At 71.5% G+C, this 18,403-nt stretch carries 12 protein-coding genes, 6 pseudogenes and 1 riboswitch; of the genes and pseudogenes, 3 read left to right on the forward strand and 15 right to left on the reverse strand.

Annotated elements, in window-relative coordinates:
- From Rai3103_RS07465 to idi, 6 genes and pseudogenes are all read right to left on the reverse strand, one after another.
- Positions 1-936 carry a phytoene/squalene synthase family protein gene (locus tag Rai3103_RS07465; protein ID WP_153572061.1) on the reverse strand — a complete coding sequence of 312 codons (936 nt, stop codon included), beginning with the start codon at positions 934-936 and terminating at the stop codon, positions 1-3.
- Entirely contained in the window at positions 933-1,367 is a 435-nt protein-coding gene (locus Rai3103_RS17700) for an FAD-dependent oxidoreductase (RefSeq protein ID WP_228489254.1), read from the reverse strand. The genes Rai3103_RS07465 and Rai3103_RS17700 overlap by 4 nt, the downstream gene beginning before the upstream one ends.
- 230 nt (positions 1,368-1,597) lie before the next feature.
- A pseudogene (locus tag Rai3103_RS18465) lies at positions 1,598-1,738 on the reverse strand (FAD-dependent oxidoreductase); the annotation flags it as partial.
- Between the two features lie 116 nt (positions 1,739-1,854).
- Positions 1,855-2,456 (reverse strand): annotated as a pseudogene (locus Rai3103_RS18730) (FAD-dependent oxidoreductase); the annotation flags it as partial.
- Complete coding sequence (locus Rai3103_RS07475; RefSeq protein ID WP_422396040.1) at positions 2,434-3,426, reverse strand: polyprenyl synthetase family protein; 993 nt, start codon at positions 3,424-3,426, stop codon at positions 2,434-2,436. The gene Rai3103_RS07475 and the pseudogene Rai3103_RS18730, both read right to left, overlap by 23 nt.
- Before the next feature lie 120 nt (positions 3,427-3,546).
- Positions 3,547-4,106 (reverse strand): annotated as a pseudogene (idi, locus tag Rai3103_RS19025) (isopentenyl-diphosphate Delta-isomerase); the annotation flags it as partial.
- A 132-nt stretch (positions 4,107-4,238) separates the two neighbouring features.
- On the opposite strand from idi, the gene Rai3103_RS07480 reads away from it, so the two are divergent.
- Positions 4,239-5,096: a MerR family transcriptional regulator gene (locus Rai3103_RS07480; RefSeq protein ID WP_194793323.1), complete on the forward strand. Its 858-nt coding sequence runs from the start codon at positions 4,239-4,241 to the stop codon at positions 5,094-5,096.
- Positions 5,097-5,105: 9 nt separating this feature from the next.
- On the opposite strand, the gene Rai3103_RS07485 is transcribed toward Rai3103_RS07480, so the two are convergent.
- Positions 5,106-5,600, reverse strand: coding sequence for a MarR family winged helix-turn-helix transcriptional regulator (locus Rai3103_RS07485; protein WP_153572063.1), 495 nt, complete (start codon positions 5,598-5,600; stop codon positions 5,106-5,108).
- A 141-nt stretch (positions 5,601-5,741) separates the two neighbouring features.
- Between Rai3103_RS07485 and rpmG the strand changes: the two genes are divergently transcribed.
- Positions 5,742-5,909, forward strand: coding sequence for a 50S ribosomal protein L33 (gene rpmG / locus Rai3103_RS07490; RefSeq protein ID WP_153572064.1), 168 nt, complete (start codon positions 5,742-5,744; stop codon positions 5,907-5,909).
- A 30-nt stretch (positions 5,910-5,939) separates the two neighbouring features.
- On the opposite strand, the pseudogene Rai3103_RS07495 reads toward rpmG, so the two are convergent.
- Positions 5,940-6,726 (reverse strand): annotated as a pseudogene (locus Rai3103_RS07495) (HAD-IIA family hydrolase).
- A gap of 171 nt (positions 6,727-6,897) precedes the next feature.
- On the opposite strand from Rai3103_RS07495, the pseudogene Rai3103_RS07500 reads away from it, so the two are divergent.
- A pseudogene (locus Rai3103_RS07500) lies at positions 6,898-8,651 on the forward strand (pyruvate dehydrogenase).
- Between the two features lie 4 nt (positions 8,652-8,655).
- Here the strand turns inward: Rai3103_RS07500 and Rai3103_RS07505 are convergent.
- From Rai3103_RS07505 to Rai3103_RS07535, 7 genes and pseudogenes are all read right to left on the reverse strand, one after another.
- Positions 8,656-9,348: a hypothetical protein gene (locus Rai3103_RS07505; RefSeq protein WP_153572065.1), complete on the reverse strand. Its 693-nt coding sequence runs from the start codon at positions 9,346-9,348 to the stop codon at positions 8,656-8,658.
- A 14-nt stretch (positions 9,349-9,362) separates the two neighbouring features.
- Positions 9,363-11,306, reverse strand: coding sequence for a M15 family metallopeptidase (locus tag Rai3103_RS07510; protein WP_153572066.1), 1,944 nt, complete (start codon positions 11,304-11,306; stop codon positions 9,363-9,365).
- 114 nt (positions 11,307-11,420) lie between these two features.
- Complete coding sequence (locus Rai3103_RS07515) at positions 11,421-12,158, reverse strand: cobalt-precorrin-6A reductase (RefSeq protein ID WP_153572067.1); 738 nt, start codon at positions 12,156-12,158, stop codon at positions 11,421-11,423.
- A 28-nt stretch (positions 12,159-12,186) separates the two neighbouring features.
- Positions 12,187-12,948, reverse strand: a pseudogene (cobA, locus tag Rai3103_RS07520) (uroporphyrinogen-III C-methyltransferase); the annotation flags it as partial.
- Positions 12,949-13,156: 208 nt separating this feature from the next.
- Positions 13,157-15,487, reverse strand: coding sequence for a bifunctional hydrogenobyrinic acid a,c-diamide synthase/histidinol phosphate aminotransferase CobBC (locus Rai3103_RS07525; protein ID WP_422396024.1), 2,331 nt, complete (start codon positions 15,485-15,487; stop codon positions 13,157-13,159).
- A complete protein-coding gene (gene cobO / locus Rai3103_RS07530; protein WP_153572068.1) occupies positions 15,481-16,092 on the reverse strand; it encodes a cob(I)yrinic acid a,c-diamide adenosyltransferase in 612 nt (203 codons plus the stop codon). The genes Rai3103_RS07525 and cobO overlap by 7 nt, the downstream gene beginning before the upstream one ends.
- A 1-nt stretch (position 16,093) precedes the next feature.
- Positions 16,094-18,178 (reverse strand): putative cobaltochelatase, encoded by a 2,085-nt coding sequence (locus Rai3103_RS07535; protein WP_153572069.1) that lies wholly within the window; start codon positions 18,176-18,178, stop codon positions 16,094-16,096.
- 55 nt (positions 18,179-18,233) lie between these two features.
- Positions 18,234-18,347: riboswitch (cobalamin riboswitch) on the reverse strand.
- Positions 18,348-18,403 lie beyond the last annotated feature (56 nt).

An 18,403-nucleotide genomic window follows, 5' to 3' on the forward strand; every position in this document is an offset into this window, starting at 1 on the left:
TCATCCGGTCACCCCCTCGGGGATCCTGGCCGGCCGGATGCGGACCGGCGGCGCATCCCAGCGCGGCGGCCCGAGGACCAGGCTGCGCAGCGCCACGCCCAGCTTCTCCCGGCCGGGAACGCGGATCCGGCCGGAGAAGACGTCGTAGTCGGCCTCTTCGATCCGGTCCAGGATGCGACTGTAGAGGACGAGGGCGGTGCCGACGCAGCGCCGCGACGCCGGCGGGAGCAGGGGAAGTCCCCGGGCCGCCTCCGTGTAGAGGACACGGTTGCGGGCGATCTGCTCAGCCAGGAACGCCCGCCACTGCGGGGTCACCCGCCGTTCCCAGGGGTCGGCGCCGTGCCGGGCGAGGTCGTCGGCCGGCAGGTAGACCCGTCCCCGGTCGAGGTCCTCCGCCACGTCACGCAGGAAGTTCGTCAGCTGGAAGGCGAGACCCAGAGCCCGGGCCGGGACCTTCGCGGCCGGCGACAACGGCTCCAGGACGGGCAGCATCATCTCGCCGACCACCGCGGCCGACCCCTCCATGTAGCCGTCGCGCAACTCCGACCAACTCGCCCAGGTCGTCCGGGTCAGGTCGAGCGCCATCGCGTCGAAGAAGCGGTCGAAGCACTCGGGGTCCGTACGGCGTCGGCGCAGGCTGTCGACCACTGCGGCCATCACCGGTTCGTCCGAGTAGCCTCGGGCCAGCGCGGACCGGAAGTGCTCGCGGAAGGCGGCCAACCGCTCGGCAGGCCCGCCCTCGGCCGGCACCGCGAGGTCGACCCGGTCGGGCTCGTCGACGATGTCGTCGGCCAGGCGGCACAGGGCGTACACGGCGTACACGTCGCGGCGTTGCGCAGCCGGCAGCAGCCGGGCACCCCAGTAGTACGTGGTGCCGTACTGGCGCGTCAGCTCGGCGCAGCGCCGATAGCCGAGGCGGAGCAGCGGGGTCGTCATCGGACCAGCTCCGCGACGCGTCGGGCGGCCAGCTTGCCCGAGATCAGCACCATCGGGATGCCCACCCCGGGCGTCGTCCCGGAGCCGGCGAACACCAGTCCGGGCACCCGGCGGTCGACGTTGCGGGGCCGGAACGGTCCGGTCTGCGCGAAGGTGTGCGCCAGCGCGAACGGTGTCCCCGCGGCCAGCCCCTGCGCCGCCCAGTCCGCCGGGGTGACGAGCTCCTCGGTGACGATGTCCTGGCTGTACCCGGCGGCGCCGAGGAAGGCGTGGAGTCGCTCGCGCAGCCGGGGGCCCTCGACCGACCAGTCGAGGCGGCCGACCTGCAGGTTGGGTACCGGCTCCAGCACGTACAGGGTCTGGTGGCCGGGTGGTGCCGCCGCCGGGTCGTGCATCGAGGGGGCCGCGACGAAACGCGACGGGTCCCGCATCGGACGCCCCCGATCGAGCAGATCGACGAAGGCGTCGTCCCACGCCTCGCCGAAGTGGATGTTGTGGTGCCCCGCGCCGTCGGGGAGCTGCTCGCCACGCAGGCCCAGGTGCCAGACGAGCGCCGACGGCGAGTAGGACCCGTTCCGGGCGACCCGGGGGCGGGGACGTCCGGCAGCAACCGGTCGTACGCCACCGGCAGGTCGGCCGTGACGACGACGGCGTCGGCGCGCACCACCTCACCGTCGGCGAGTCGTACGCCCGAGGCGGCGCCGGACGACGTGCGTTCGACCCGCTCGACCGGCGTCGAGTAGCGGATGGTGACACCCGCGTCGGTGGCGGCCTGCGCCATCGCCCGGGGCACGGCATGCATGCCTCCGTCGGGGAACCACACCCCTCGATCGAGTCCATGTAGGTGATCACCGCGTACAGGGACAGCGCCCGGGCGGGGGACAGGCCGGCGTACATCGACTGGAAGCTGAACACCCGCTGGAGCCGCTCGTCCTGGAAGCGACGGGCGATCTCCGGCCCCAGCCGGCCGAAGGCACGCAGCCGCAGCAGGTCGAGGGCTGCCCTGGGCGAGCGGAGCAGACCGAGGGGCGAGTCGAAGTTGGCGTCGATGAAGTGCGGCGTCTCGACGGCCGCCAGCCGCTCCAGCCAGTCGACGAACCGGTCGAACGCGTGCGCGTCGCGGCTGCCGCACTGCTGGCGGATCTCCTCGCGCATCTTCTCCCGCCCGGGCCTGACCAGCAGGCGTGAGCCGTCGGCGAAGAAGGTGTGGTAGGCCGGATCCAGCAACTGCAGGGCTACGTAGTCGGCCATCCGCGCGCCGACGGCGGCGAACGCCTCCTCGAGCAGCCCCACCATGGTGAAGACGACCGGCCCGGTGTCGAAGCGGAACCCGTCCCGGCTCAGGGTCCCGTTGCGGCCCCCGGGACGTCGAGGGCCTCCAGGACCGTGACCCGATGCCCGGCACCGGCGAGGTGGAGCGCCGCGCTGAGGCCCGACAGGCCGGCACCGACCACCACGACGTCGGACGCCTTCGACGACCGGCGGTCGATCGGGGTCTCACCCCGCACGGAGACGGACATCAGGCCTCCCGCCAGGCGATTGCCCGAGCGGTCTGGCGGATGCCGTCCGCCCCTCGGGAGCCAGGGACGACGTCGCGAGGCAGGCGTCCGTGGCCGCGTACTCGAGGGTGATCAGCTCCTCGACGGCATCGGCCACGCCGGCCTCCCGCATCGCCGCGGCGAGCACCGGGACGTCGTCGGGTGAGAAGGCGGGGGTGCCGAGACGGTCGAGCATCGTCGCCGCCTCACCCGTGAGGGCCCTGCGGGCCAGCGTCAGCAGGACTGTCGCCTTCGCCTCGAGCAGGTCGTCCCCGGCGGGCTTGCCCGTCCGTGCCGGGTCTCCCCAGACACCCAGGAAGTCGTCGCGCAGCGCGAAGGCGCGCCCGATGTGCTCACCGCAGCGGATCAGGGTGGCCACCGTCTCGGCGGAGGCGCCTGCCGCCAGCCCACCGAGCTCGAGCGGGCGCTCGACCGAGTAGCGCCCCGACTTGAGCCGGGCCACGTGCTCGGCGTGGCGCAGGTCCCGCCGCCCGGCCGCCGCGCCGGTGAGGTCGGCCCGCTGGCCGGCCACCAGTTCGACACACAGCCGGTACCAGACCTGGCGCAGCTCAGGGGACAGGTCGTCGGCGAGGCGGTCGGCGAGGGTGTGCGCCAGATCGCCCAGGAGTACGGCGATGTTGCGGCCGAACACCTCGCCGTCACCGCGTCCGGAGGCCTCCTCGTGCCAGCGGGTCGCCTCGACGTGCGCCGAGGGCCGTCCGCGCCGGGAGACGGACTCGTCCATCACGTCGTCGTGGATCAGGGCGAAGAGGTGCAGCGCCTCCAGGGCGGCCGCGGCGCGGACGAGGTCGTCGTAGCCCGTCGATCCCGGGACGCCGCCAGCGGCCACGAACCCCCAGTAGCTGAGGGTGACCCGCAGTCGCTTGCCCCTGCCGACGAGCAGGTCGGCGAGCCAGGCCGGCAGGTCTTGGGGCAGCACGTCGACGCCCATGCCGGCGGTGTAGCCCTCCCACTCGGCCGCCAGCTCGTCGAGCCGGTCGCGGAGCAGCGCGTCCACGTCCTGGCAGGCCGTGGTGGCGTCCGGTCGGTGCGACTCCCCGGGCCACGAGGCCGGCAGTACGCGTACGAGCTGGGGCACCTGGAGGGCGGCCCACGGGCTGTACGTGTGCGGGGCCGCGGTGATGGCCTCGACGAAGCGGTCCCAGGGCACCCAGGTCCACTCGGCGACCTCCGCCGGGTCGGGCCGGGGCTCGTCGTCGATCACGAAGGCACCGAACACCGGGCAGATCTCGTTCTCGACGATCCCCGAGGAGTCGGTCGCGCGGTAGCGGAAGTCGGGGAGCAGGGAGAACACGGGGCCGACGGTGATGCCGAGCTCCTCGCGGATGCGTCGGCGGGCAGCCTCCTCGATCGGCTCCCCGGGACGCGGGTGGCCGCAACAGGAGTTCGTCCACACCCCGGGCCAGGTCGCCTTGCCCAATGCGCGCCGGGTGAGCAGGACCTCGCCCGGGCGTTGAACAAATAGGTCGAGAAAGCGAGGTGCAACTGGGTATCAGTGGTGTGCACCGACAGCCGATCGGCAGATCCGATCGCCGTCCCGGCCGCGTCGAGGAGCACCACCTCGTCGTCGCCCCCACCTGCGGGGCTGGGCATTGCGTACTGTGCCGACATGTTCTGTCCAATGTTTGTCCAACGTTGTGTCCAACGTTAGGCTGCTGACTTCCCCGACGTCAAGGGCGACAATGTCCAAGGTTTGTGGAATCCTTGTCGGGAGGCTGGCCGACCCGGACGGAGGAGCGTGACGTGTACACCGTGAAGCAGGTGGCGTCCCGTACGGGTGTCCGCGAGACGACGCTGCGGGCGTGGGAGCGGCGCTACGGTCTGGTGCACCCCGTACGGTCCGACGGCGGCTACCGCCTCTATGACGACGCCCAGGTCGACCTGTTGCGGCGGATGGCGGCCCTGGTGGACAGCGGTGTCCCGGCTGCCATGGCAGCGGAGTCACTGCTGGCGGCGGACCCGGGAGGCAGGAGTCCGGCAGTGCTGGACGAGGGGCCCGATCTCGTTGCCGCCGCCGCAGACCTGAATCCCCGCCGGCTGGGAGCGGTGCTCGACGACGCGTTCGCCCGGCGTCCGTACGAGGAGGTGGTCGACGACTGGTTGGCCCCCCAATTGGCCCGGCTGGGTGAGGCCTGGGCGGCGGGCCTGGTGTCAGTGGCGCAGGAGCATTTCGTCAGTGTCGGAGTGCTCGGCAAGCTCGCCTCCCTGTATGCGGCGACCATCCCGGCGCACTCCGGCGCGCCGATCCTGGTCGGGCTGCCGGAAGGGGGGCGGCACGAGCTGATGATCTTCGCCTTCGCCGTCTGCCTGCGGCTTCGCGGCGCCGACGTGGTCTACCTGGGGGCGGATGTCCCGGTGGCCGAGTGGGAACTAGCGGTGCGGACCCTGCTGCCGAGGGTGGTCGTGCTGGGTGTGCACGGTGCCGGTGACGTCGCCCCGGCGCGGGCGGTGGTGCAGCGGCTGGCCGGGCTGCAGCCCCCGGTGACGGTGATGGCCGGAGGGTCACGGCGTGACGAGGTCCAGGGCGCCCAGGCCATGGATGATCGGATCGGTGCGGCGGCCGACCAACTCCTGGTCAGGCTGCGCGCCGGCGCCGTGTGAGTCGTCGCCTCACCGATCAGCGGGCCGCTCGTGCTGGGGGTCGATGGCCTGCAGCAGGTGCTCGGCGATCGCCGTGAGTTCGGCCACCTGCGTGTCGGAGAGGTTGTCGAAGACGTACGTCCGCACGGCCTCGACGTGACCGGGGGCGGTCCGCACGATGAGGTCCCAGCCCTCCTCCGTCAGGGTCGCCCGAGTGGCCCGGCGGTCATCCGGGTCGGGGGAGCGGACCACGAGCCCGCGCTGCTCGAGCTTCGAGACCACCTGGGAGAGACGGGACAGGGACCCCTCGGCGAACGCCGCGAGATCGCTCATCCGCCGGGTACGGTCAGGGGCCTCCGAGAGGCCGGCCATCACCATGTACTCGAAGAACCGCAGCCCGGCATCCCGGCGCAGTTGGCCGTCCAGGGCCGTCGGCAGCCGCAGGATGACGCCCCCGAGGGCCAGCCAGGCGCGGCGCTCCGCCGCATTCAGCCACCGGGGTTCGTTCGTCTGCTCGTGCTCCATGGTTCTTATCGTACGCCAAGCCGTTCAAAGTTGAACTAACGAATGGCGCTGACTGAACCTGGGAATGATTGTCAACACGGCGGCGTTGTGGGCACGGGTCCGGCGTCCGCGTCGGCCCCAGCGACAGGAAGGACGACCGAGATGGCCAAGAAGAACGATCTGCGCCCGCTGGTGCGGCTGCGGTCCAGCGCGGGGACAGGCTTCACGTACGTGACACGCAAGTCGCGGCGCAACACGCCGGACCGGCTGGTGCTGAAGAAGTTCGACCCGGTGGCGCGCAAGCATGTGGAGTTCCGCGAAGCGCGCTGACCTGCGCGTGGCTGCCGGTGGGGCGGCCGCTCAGACGAGCTGCCCCACCAGCGGCACCACATCCGCGATCGAGTTGAACACCTTGCTCGGCCGGAAGGGGAACCGCTGGATGTCCTCGCGTCGGGTGATGCCGGACAGGACCAGGATGGTGCGCATCCCGCCCTCCAGTCCCGAGACCACGTCGGTGTCCATCCGGTCGCCGATCATGACCGTGCTCTCGGAGTGGGCCCCGATGGCGTTGAGGCCCGATCGCATCATGTACGGGTTGGGCTTGCCGCAGTAGTAGGGCTCGATGCCGGTCGCCTTGGTGATCAGGGCGGCGACCGCGCCGGTGGCCGGCAGGATCCCCTCGGGCGAGGGGCCGGTGGGGTCCGGGTTGGTGGCGATGAATTTCGCCCCGCCCAGGATCAGGTTGATCGCCTTGGTGATGGCCGGGAGTGACCAGGCGCGGGTCTCGCCGAGGACCACGTACTCCGCCTCCGTGTCGGAGAGGATCATCCCCGACTCGTGCAGGGCGGTGGTGAGGCCGGCTTCGCCCAGCACGTAGACCGTCGCCCCCGGTGACTGGTCCTCGAGGAAGGCAGCGGTCGACAGGGCCGAGGTCCAAATGTTCTCCTCCGGCAGGTCGATGCCGCTGCGGAAGAGCCGGGCGCGCAGATCGCGGGGGTGAAGATCGAGTTGTTCGTGAGCACGAGGAAGCGACGCTCGGCCTTCTGCAGGGCGGCGATGAACTCCGCCGCCCCGGGATGGCCCGGTTCTCGTGGACGAGGACGCCGTCCATGTCCGTCAGCCAGCTGTGGACGGGGGTGTCGTGCATCGGGATCTCCTCGGGGCCGTCATGCTGTCATCGGCAGTATTCCAGCCGCCCCCTCGGGATCGTCCGAGGGGTGGTCCGCCGCCCGGGCAGGGCATATCGTACAAGTATCAACTGTTTACGTACTGTTCAACTTCTTTCTGGAGGCCCCACAAGGACCTCGGGAGGTGCACTGTGAAGCTCGCCGAACAACTCGTCGCCCAGCTCCAGCAGGCCGGTGTCCGACGCATCTACGGGATCGTCGGGGACTCGCTCAACCCCATCGTCGACGCCGTCCGCCGCTCCGGCGGCTCGGCCAACGGGGGGATCGACTGGATCCACGTACGTCATGAGGAGGCGGCCGCGTTCGCCGCCGCCGCGGACGCCCAACTGACCGGGGAACTGGCTGTCTGTGCCGGGTCCTGTGGCCCGGGCAACCTCCACCTGATCAACGGCCTGTACGACGCGAACCGCTCCGGCGCGCCGGTGCTCGCCATCGCCTCCCACATCCCCAGCCAGGAGATCGGCACCGGCTACTTCCAGGAGACTCACCCGGACCGCCTCTTCACCGAGTGCTCGGTCTTCAACGAGATGGTCACCGATCCCACCGTCTTCCCCCGGCTGGTCGATTCCGCCATGCACCATGCCCTGGCCGACCACGGCGTCGCGGTGCTGACCATCCCCGGTGACGTGGCCGACCGCGAGGCCACCGCCCCACCCCCGCCTGGCATGACGTACGGTCTGCGAGCCTGACGCCCGATCCGCAGGCCGTCCAGGACCTCGCCGACATGATCAACGCTGCCGACAAGGTCGCCATCTTCGCCGGCGCCGGAGTCCAGGGGGCCCATGACGAGGTGATCGCCCTCGCCGACACGATCGGTGCGCCGATCGGCCACTCGCTGCGCGGCAAGGACTTCATCCAGTACGACAACCCGTTCGACGTCGGGATGACCGGCCTGCTCGGCTACGGCGCCGCCGCCGCCGGGATGGAGGGGGCCGACCTGATCCTGCTGCTCGGCACGGACTTCCCGTACGACCAGTTCCTGCCGGACACCCGGACCGCGCAGGTCGACCGCAACGCCGCCACGATGGGCCGGCGGACGGACGTCGACCTCGCCGTCCAGGGCGACATGGTGCCCACCCTCGAGGCGCTGATGCCGCTGCTGAAGCACAAGAGCCGGCGCGGCTTCCTCAAGGAGATGCTGAAGAAGCACGAGAAGCTGATGACCTCCACGGTCGGCGCGTACGTGCACAAGCCGCAGCGCAAGCGTCCGATCCACCCCGAATACGTGGCGAACCTCCTCGACAAGGTCGCCGCCGACGACGCGATCTTCACCGCCGACACCGGCATGTGCAACGTGTGGACGGCCCGCTACATCAACCCGAACGGCAAGCGCCGGCTGATCGGCTCCTTCCTGCACGGATCGATGGCGAACGCCCTGCCGCACGCGCTGGGGGCGCAGTTCGCGTTCCCCGGGCGGCAGGTGATCTCCGTCTCCGGGGACGGCGGCCTGGGCATGCTGATGAGCGAGTTGGTCACCGCGCAGATGTACCAACTGCCGATCACGGTGGTGGTCTTCAACAACTCCACCCTCGGCATGGTGAAGCTGGAGATGCTCGTCAACGGCCTGCCCGGTCACGGCACCGACGTGCCGCAGGTGAGCTACGCGAAGGTCGCCGAGGCGCTGGGCTTCCATGCGGTTGCGGTGGCGGAGCCCAAGGAGGTGGAGTCCGCGCTGACCGCGGCGCTGGCGCACCGTGGTCCGTCGCTGGTCGAGGTGGTCACCGATCCGGACGCCCTGTCCCTGCCGCCGGCCGTCACCGGTGAGCAACTGATCGGCTTCGCCACTGCGATGAGCAAGACCGTGCTCAACGGCGGTGCCGGTGAGGTCGTGTCGATGGCCCGGTCGAACATGCGTAACATCCCGCGGAGCTGGAAGCTGCGCTGAGCGGTCAGCGGCCCGCCAGCGAGCGGGCCGCAGCCGTGGCCTCCGGGACAGCCGCGCGCCCACCGTCCTGGACGATCACCAGGACGACGTGGGTGGCGTGGACGCCGATGCCCTCGGTCCAGGTGGTTCCCTGCGTGGTCCGGCGGCCGGCATACCAGCCGTCGCCGCTCCCCAGCTGCTTCGTCGTGGTGGCGCCGCCGGTGCACGAGGCCAGGATCCGCTGGTAGCCGGTGGCGTAGTCGGTCGCCGTGGCGGTGGAACCGAAGGAGAGCACCAGGCCGTTGCCGGGACGTCCGGCACCGTCCAGGTAGGAGCCCATCAGGGCGGCGTCGGGCCGACTCGTCAGCGCTCCGCTGTTGGCGGGGCACATCGGTAGTGCCTCGACGGCGGCCTGCTGGGCCGCGACCTCGTGCACCCAGGTGCCGTTGGGGACGAACTCCTCTTCGGCCGGGGGCCGCTCCTTCGCGCTGAATCCGAGGTAGGACGCCGGCAGCGAGGCGGCGGACAGGTCGCCGGCGGTCGAGGGCGCCGGGGTGGTCGGGCGCGGCTGGGCCGAGGGCCTGGCCGGCACCGAGACGAGCCCCTCGGCTCCGGTGCTCGTCCCTCCCGCCGGTTGCGCGGGGGTGCAGCCTGCGGTCACCAGGGCCGACAGCGCCAGCCCGAGGGCGGCGGTGGGCAGTGAACGGCGCATCGTCATCGACGTCTCGCCGCTCAGTACTGGATGTGCTGGTAGTCGCGACCCGGATTCCACCGGCCTCCCCAGAACCAGCCCTTGCTCTCCAGCGAGGAGACGACCGTCGAGTCGGTCCGCAGGACGGCGGGGTGGGTCACCGGCCGGTCGAGGACGGCGCCCAAGATGTACGCGGAGCCGTTGCTGGGCCACCACACGCCGTTGTCGTCGCGATAGGGGTTCTCGACAGTGTTCATGTCGACGGCGGTCCCGTACGAATGGGGGCTGACGGCGTAGGGGTTGCCGACGACGCTGCGGCAGTTGAAGCCGGAGGTGTTGTCCGCCGCCATCTGCGTCGGGTCGTCCCCGCCGAAGGCGTTGGGGTTGGTGATCTGGTGGAACTCGTAGTCGGCGCCGTACGCCTTACTGAAGGCGGTGATCACGTCGTTGACGAGGTAGTCGCGGATGATGATCTGACCCCGCTGCATCGCGCCGTTGAAGTCGCGGTAGTCGAGGTCGATCGTCCGGAGGCTGGATGGCGGCACGGGGCAGCCCGCGCGGTAGGTGGAGGAGACGTCGGCGTCCGTCGCCACGCGGACGGACGGGTGGAGGTCCCAGGAGATCGACGTGCCCCCGGTCAGCGTCCAGGAGATCGCGCCATGCTGGAAGGCGCTCCGACAGTTGGCGAACGAGGAACAGATCTCATCGGTGGTGGGATAACCCAGCCGGCCGTTCTCCCAGTTGTTGTGGGTCCAGGTTTCGCGGATGGAGCCGCGGACGAAGTGTGCGTCGGTGGCGGGGCTCCAGTAGATCTCGCCGCCTTGGTAGTGCTGGCCGCAGCCGTTCTGGGTGAGGCCGCAGAACTCGTCGGAGGTGGGGTAGCCGAGGAAGCCGTTCTCCCAGTTGTTGTGGGTCCAGGTTTCGCGGATGGAGCCGCGGACGAAGTGGGCGCCGGTGGCGGGGCTCCAGTAGATCTCGCCGCCTTGGTAGTGCTGGCCGCAGCCGTTCTGGGTGAGGCCGCAGAACTCGTCGGAGGTGGGGTAGCCGAGGAAGCCGTTCTCCCAGTTGTTGTGGGTCCAGGTTTCGCGGATGGAGCCGCGGACGAAGTGGGCGCCGGTGGCGGGGCTCCAGTAGATCTCGCCGCCTTGGTAGTGCTGGCCGCAGCCGTTCTGGGTCAGGCCGCAGAACTCGTCGGAGGTGGGGTAGCCGAGGAAGCCGTTCTCCCAGTTGTTGTGGGTCCAGGTTTCGCGGATGGAGCCGCGGACGAAGTGTGCACCGCTGGCCGGGCTCCAGTAGATCTCACCGCCTTGGTAGTGCTGGCCGCAGCCGTTCTGGGCCAGGCCACAGAACTGGTCAGAGGTCGGGTAGCCGAGGAACCCGGCCTGTGCTCCATTGGCCGCCCACTTCGCCAGGATGTCGTCGCGAACGACGTGAGCGCCGGTGGCCGGGCTCCAGTAGACGTCCGCGCCTTGGTAGTGCTGCCCGCAGCCGCTCTGGGCCAGGCCGCAGAACTCGTCGGAGGTGGGGTAGCCGAGGAAGCCGTTCTCCCAGTTGTTGTGGGTCCAGACCTCACGGATGGAGCCGCGGACGAAGTGGGCGCCGGTGGCGGGGCTCCAGTAGATCTCACCGCCTTGGTAGTGCTGGCCGCAGCCGCTCTGCGTCAAGCCGCAGAAGACCTGACTGGTCGCCGGACCGAGGGCCCCCTGCAACTCCGCCGCCTTTGCGGCGATGGCCGATTCCCCGGTGGACAGGGTCGGTGTCGACGAGGTGGTGGCCAGTGCGGGTGCCGGTTCTGGTGCCGGTGCCAGGGTGGTCGGCTGGAGGACGGCCGTGTCGGTGGGCGTGGGATTGGTGGTCCCGGTGGCGGTAGGTGAGGCGCTCGGCGTCGGCGTGGGCGTGGGCGCGGCCTGCGCCGGTTTCGGGACCAGACCGAACACGACCAGGACCACCACCACGAGAACGCTCGTGGACGCGCTGCGAGCCATCAGAATCCCCCCAAGTCGGCCCCGATGATGGGATGGGCCGACAGCGCTCAGGCTAGCCTTCGAGGGACCTTGCGCCGGTCCGCTGGGACGGATCCTTCGCAGGTGTGGGCCATCTCACGCCTGGCCGAGCATCCAGGCGGCCGCGTCCTCCGGCGTCTCCACCTGGGGGACGCCGGCCGGTGCCGGCGGCCGCCGGACGATCACCACCGGGATGCCGAGGTCGGCGGCGGCGTCGAGCTTGGCCTCGGTGAGGGAGCCCCCGGAGTTCTTCGTGGTGAGGACATCGATCCTGCGGCCGCGCATCAGCGCGGTCTCGGAGGCCCGATCGTACGGTCCGCGCTCGATCAGCACCTCCCAGTTGTCGGGCACCCACCAGTCGGCCGGCTCCACCAGGCGGACCAGGACGTAGCGGTCGGTCCAGGCCGCGTAGCTGCGCAGCGACTTGCGCCCGGTGGTGACGAACGTTCGGGCCCCGAGCTCCTCGGCCACCTGGACCGCCTCGGCGGTGGAGTCCACCCAGTGCCACGTGTCGGCGTCGGGGCGGACCTCCCACCCGGGACGCTGCAGCCGCAGCAGCGGGATCCCGGTCGTGGCGTGGGCCGCGGCGGCGTTCGCGCTGATCTGCGTGGCGAACGGGTGCGTCGCGTCGACCACGGCGGTGATGCCGTGCTCGCGCTCGTACGCCACCAGCCCGTCGACACCGCCGAAGCCGCCGATCCGGACCTCACCGGCGGGAAGAGCGGGCGTCGTCACCCGCCCGGCGAGCGACGAGATGACAGAGTGACCCTGGTCGACCAGTTGGATGGCCAGGGTGCGGGCCTCCCGGGTGCCACCCAGGATCAGCACGGTCATCGCACCAGCCCCGGTCGGCCAGGTCGTTCGTGCCAGGGAGTTCGTCGCCGGCCACTGCACCGATCACCGTGACGGCGGGCGACCCGACGGAAGCCTCCGCGACGGCGTCCGGCAGCTCGCCCAGGGTGGAGCGGACGACCCGCTGGCTGGCCAGCCCGGCATCGGCGATCGTCGCGGCGGGTGTGGTCGGGTCCATCCCGTCGGCAAGGAGGCGGGCGCAGATCCGCCGCAACGTGTGGACACCCATCAGGATCACCAGCGTGGTGCCGGTGTGCGCGAGGGAGGCCCAGTCGAGCGTGGAGCGCGGGTCGTCCGGCGCAACATGCCCGGAGACGACGGTGAATCCCTGGGTGAGGCCGCGGTGGGTCACCGGGATTCCGACGAGCTCGGGGGCGGCGATCGAGGAGGTGACGCCGGGCACGACCGACACGGGGATGCCGGCGGCCGTCAGCGCGATGACCTCCTCGCCACCACGGCCGAAGACGTACGGGTCGCCGCCCTTGAACCGGACGACGTGCTTGCCGAGTCGTGCCTGGGCGACGAGGACCTCGTTGATGGTGTCCTGGGAGGTCTGTTCGCCGCGCGGGATCTTGGCCACGTCGATGACTTCGGCGTGGGGCGGGATCTCCGCCAGGCACTCCTGCGGGGCCAACCGGTCGGTGACGACGACGTCCGCTTCGCGCAGGGCCCGCAGGCCAGCGACGGTGATCAGGCCCGGATCGCCCGGACCACCGCCGACCAGAGTGACCCGGCCCCTGCCGGGGGTGGCAGGAGCCGGATCAGCCGGCACCGGGCGAGGGGCGATGACCAGGTCGTACGACCCCTCGGGTGCGATGTCATGGGTGATCAGGCCGCGCTGGACCAGGTCCTTCAACGCGGTCGGCAACTCCTCGGCCGCGACGGTGACCTCGGCCCCGTCGCGGAGCAACGCCGCGATGTGGGCGGCCATGGTGGCGTCCAGCCCGGTGATCAGCACCTGGCGGCCGGCGACATCGATCTCAAACACGCGCGGCCTCCACGAGGGCATCGGTGACGGAAGGTTCCCGGACGGCGATCCGGATCCAGTGGGGGCCCAGTCCCGGGAACGTGTCGCCGCGGCGGACGGCGAAGCCGCGCACCCGCAGCCGTGCCCGGGTCCCGGGATCATGGCTGTCGGCCAGGACGAACGGGCCGGCGGCCGGGGTGACGACGTCCCATCCCAGAGTGGTGAGGGACTCGATCAGGTGGTCGCGGTCACGCGTGGTGCGGACGACGGCGAGCTGGGCCTCGACCCTGGCGCGGTCGGTCGTGCAGGCGACCATCGCCGCCAGTGCCGGGCTGGACACCGACCATGGCGGCTGCTGGGCGGCAAGCCGGGCGATGAGCCGTGGGTCACCGACCACGTAGCCGGCGCGCAGCCCGGCCAGGCCCCAGGTCTTGGTCAGCGAGCGGACCACCAGCAGGTGGTCCATCTCGGCGTGGATCTGGCTCTCGTGCTCACCGGGGACAGCGTCCATGAACGCCTCGTCGATGACCACGATGCGGCCGGGTCCAGCGAGGTCCCGGAGGGCCTCGCCGTCGTGGAGGACGCTGGTCGGGTTGGTCGGATTGCCGATCATCAGCAGATCGGTCGGCGGCAGCGCGTCGACGTCGAGGGTGAACGGCGGGGCCAGGACGTGGCGGTGGGGCGTCCGTCCGGCGGCCAGCAGCGCGGCCTCGGGCTCGGTGAACTGCGGGTGCACGACGACCGGCCGGTCCCCGGGGATCGCCCGGGCGATGAGGGTGAACGCCTCCGCGCCGCCCGAGGTGGGCAGCACCATCTCCGGCGTCACGCCGTGGAAGGCGGCGATCGCCGCGCGCGCCGCGGTCGCGTCGGGGTAGGCGCCCAGCCCGGGAAGGGTCGCCATGATCGCCTCGGTCATCCAGGCCGGCGGCCCGGGGAGGCGTACGTTCACCGCGAGGTCGACCAGGCCCTCGCCCACCTCGGTGTCGCCGTGGTGCTTGAGGTCGGGACGGCTGGACGCGTACGCGTGGGTGGCGTCGCAGAACTCCTGGGCCAGCTCCGGAGCGCCGGCCCAGTGCACGTGCAGGTAGGAGGCGTGGACGTTCGGGGCCATCGTCGGCTCCGCCGGGGTGGTCGTCGTCCGGTGGAACTCGTGGCCGCGGGTCCCGTCGGCGTCGCGGTAACCGAGCACCAGCGTGGGGCCCATCGCGGCGGTGGCGTCGACCGCGCCGACCATCGGGTGGCCGTCGACCTCGCGGCACAGGTAGAGCAGGCCGGCGCACTCGCCGACGGTCGGGGTGCCCGCGTCGATCGCCTCGCGGATGGAGGCGATCATCGAGGCGTTGGCCGACAGTTCCTCGGCATGGACCTCAGGGAAGCCGCCGCCCAGGTAGATCCCCGCGGTGTCCGGCGGCAGGGCCGGATCGCGCAGCGGATCGAACTCCACCGGCTCGCAGCCGGCCGCCTCCATCAGTTCGGTCGTCTCGGCGTAGCGGAAGGTGAAGGCGCGTCCACCGGCGATCGCGATCCGCGGGCGTGTGGTGGTCTCGGCCACCGGCGGGTGCACCTCCGCGGCGGGATCCCACGGCCGGGCGGACAGTCGTGGGGCGGTCATCGCGATCTTCACCACCCGGGCGAGGTCGACGTTGTCCGCGATCCGCTGGGCGAGGGCGTCGAGAGCCTGCCGCGATTCGTCCCGCTCCGCCGCGGGGACCAGTCCGAGGTGCCGGGAAGGGACATGGATGGCCTCGTCACGGGGCAGGACACCGAGCACCGGGATGCCGAGCCGGCGCAGGGCCCGCTTGACCTCGTCGGCGTGCCGGGGCGAACCGGCCTTGTTGAGGATGATGCCCTCGACCTTGACCCCCTCCTCGAACGCGGCCACCCCGCCGACGGTCGCGGCGATGGTGCGGGAGGCGTGCGAGATGTCGACGGTGAGGATGACGGGGGACTCGGTGAGTTCGACGACGTGGGCGGTCGAGGCGAAGCCCTCGGTCTCCGCCTTGCCGTCGAAGAGCCCCATCACCCCTTCGATGATCGCGATCCGCGCGGGGTTGGGCTGCTGGGCGGTGGTGTGGAGAGCGCCGTGAAGGAGCAGGGGGACGATGCGCTCCTCGCCCTGCATCCACGGATCGAGGTTGCGACCGGGGCGCCCGGTGGCCAGCGCGTGGTAACCGGGATCGATGTAGTCGGGCCCCACCTTGAAGGCGGCGACGTCCAGCCCGTACGGCGCCCTCGACAAGGCGGCCATCAACCCGGTGGCTACGGTGGTCTTGCCCTGGCCCGAGGCCGGTGCCCCGATGACCACACGTGCCAGCGGCGTGGAGGGCCTCTCCTCGGTCACCACTCGATCCCCTTCTGGCCCTTCTGGCCGGCGTCGAAGGGGTGCTTGATCTTGGTCATCTCGGTGACGAGGTCGGCGATCTCGAGCACTTCGGGGGCGCAGTCGCGGCCGGTGATGATGACGTGCTGGGTGCCCGGGCGATCCCGCAGGGTCTCGGCGACGTCGACCGGGTCTATCCAGCCCCACTTCATCGGGTAGGTGAACTCGTCGAGCACGTACAGCGTGTGCTGTTCGTCGGCGAGGCGCCGCTTGATCTCCGCCCAGCCCTCCTGGGCGGCGACGGCGTGGTCCTCATCGGACCCTTCCTTGCGGGACCAGGACCAGCCCGACCCCATCTTGTGCCACTCGATCGGACCGCCCTGGCCCGTCTCGGCGTGGACGGCGGCGAGGGCCTCGAGGGCGGTCTGCTCGCCGATGCGCCACTTCGCGGATTTCACGAACTGGAAGACGCCGATGTCCCAGCCCTGGTTCCAGCCGCGCAGGGCCAACCCGAACGCTGCAGTCGACTTCCCCTTGCCTGGGCCGGTGTGCACGATCACCAGCGGCCGGTTGCGGCGCTGCTTGGTGGTGAGCCCGTCGTCGGGCACGGTCAGCGGCTTCCCTTGCATGTCAGGCGGCCTTTCGTCGGGGATCGGTGCTGAGACGGTCCTTCACGGTGTCCACGATGGTACGGCCGGCCGCTGACACTTCGTCACGGCCGATCTCCCCCAGTCCGACCAGGTCGGCACCCATCGTCGCGGCCAGGCCGGCGGCGAGGCCGAGGCGAAAACGTCCCGTCTCGCAGTCGACGACGACGGCATCGTACGAGGCCAGGTGGCCGGCGACCCGGGTGGCGCGGGGGAGCGCCTCCGCGCCGGCGGTGGCGCGACCGTCGGTGACGACCACCAGCAGGGGGCGGCGGCGCGGGTCGCGGATCCTCTCCCGGCGCAGCACCTCGGCGGCCATCGCCAGACCCTCCGCCAGCGGCGTACGGCCCCCGGCGGGCAGCTCGTCCAGCCGGCGCGCGGCGGTGTCGACCGACGACGTGGGCGGCAGGGCGAGCGTCGCCTCGGCGCCGCGGAAGGTGATCAGGCCGATCTTGTCGCGGCGCTGGTAGGCGTCGAGGAGGAGGCTGAGGACGGCGGTCTTCACCGCCTCCATCCGGCGCCGGGCCGCCATCGAGCCGGAGGCGTCGACGACCAGCAGGACGAGGTTGGACTCCCGGCCCTCACTGACGGTGCGTCGCAGGTCACCGGCGGCCAGCCGGAGCTTGCCGGTGGAGCGTCCGCGGGCGGCCTGGTATGGCGCCGCGGCGCGGATCGTCGCCGGCAGGTGCAGGGTCCGGCCCTCGAGGCCGGCCCCGACCGTACGACCCTGGGTGGTGATCGCCCGGGACCGCCGGCCGGCGTCGCCGGTGCCAACCCCGCGTGCCTCCAGCCGGCGGGTGCGATAAGGCTTTCCCGCCGCGGCGAGCGCCAGACGGGGCGCCGTCCCGGTGTCGATGGCGTCGGTGTCGGCGTCGTCGGCGTCAGTACGATCCTGATGGCCGGGTTCCGGTGTCTCCTGCGGGCCACTCGGCTGCCCTTGGCCCTCCTGCTCGTCGCGCCCGCTGGGATCGTCGGGGGAGGCCGGCGGCTGCGGGTGGTCGGGATCCTTCGGATCGTCCGGGGTAGGGGTCGGATCCGGGTCGGGCTGGTCCGGATCGTCGTCCAGGTCGTTGAGTAGGCGCTCCAGCAGGTCCTCGTCCAGGCCCGGCGCGTCGAACGGGTTGCGGCGGCGGCGGTGCGGCAGGGCCAGGCGGGCGGCGGCGCGCAGATCGTCCTTGACGACGCGGTCGCGGCCGTTCCAGGCGGCGTGGGCCGCGGCAGCGCGGGCGGTGACGATGTCGGCCCGCATCCCGTCGACCTCGAAGGCGGCGCAGATCTCGGCGATCTTGAGCAGGGCCCGCTCCCCGAGGACGACCCCGTCGAGGAGCTCGCGGGCCTCGGCCAGGCGGGTCCGGGTGGCTTCCTGGGCCTCGTCGTAGCGGGCTGCGAAGCCGTCCGGGTCCAGGTCGTAGGCCAGGCGGCGGCGGACGACCTCGGCGCGCAGCGCCGGGTTCCGGGGCGCGGCGACCTCGACGGTCAGCCCGAACCGGTCGAGCAACTGGGGACGGAGCTCGCCCTCCTCGGGGTTCATCGTGCCGACGAGGACGATCCGGGCGGCGTGGGAGATCGAGACCCCGTCGCGTTCCACGGTGTTGCGGCCCATCGCGGCGGCGTCGAGGAGCAGGTCGACGAGGTGGTCGTGCAGCAGGTTGACCTCGTCGACGTAGAGCAGGCCGCGGTTGGCGTCGGCCAGCAGGCCCGGCTCGTAGCGGACGCGGCCGGCGCCGAGGGCCTGTTCGAGGTCCAGCGAGCCGATCACGCGGTCCTCGGTGGCGCCGACCGGCAGTTCGACCAGGCGGGCGGGGCGGGTCGTGGTGACGTCGGTGACGTCGTGCGGCCCATCGGGGCAGGCGTTGTCGATGGCCGCAGGGTCGCAGCCGAAGCGGCAGCCGGCGACCACCTGCTGCGCCGGGAGCAGTTCCGCCAGCGCCCGCACCGTGGTCGACTTCGCGGTGCCCTTCTCGCCGCGGACCAGCACCCCGCCGATCGCGGGCGAGATGGTGGTCAGGACCAGAGCCAGCCGCATGTCGTCGGAGCCGACGACGGCGGAGAAGGGGTAGTGGCGCATGGAGCCTCCCTGCGGGTGCCGCGCCCGCGTGGTCGATGGTCGGGCGTACGCGGAGGCGTACGGCTCGGCACGCGGCGATGCCCTGACTCGGACTGGCGACCAGACCTCACAGTGGCGGGACCGTTCCGGACTCTCACCGGATTGCTCGCCGGGTGCGGGTCGATCCTACCGGTGGGCGGGGGTGGGGCAGTCGTTGTGTCAGGGCGTCGTCGGTGCCGGGGTTGA

Origin of the sequence: Raineyella fluvialis, from assembly GCF_009646095.1 — a bacterium.
Taxonomy (GTDB): Bacteria; Actinomycetota; Actinomycetes; order Propionibacteriales; family Propionibacteriaceae; genus Raineyella; species Raineyella fluvialis.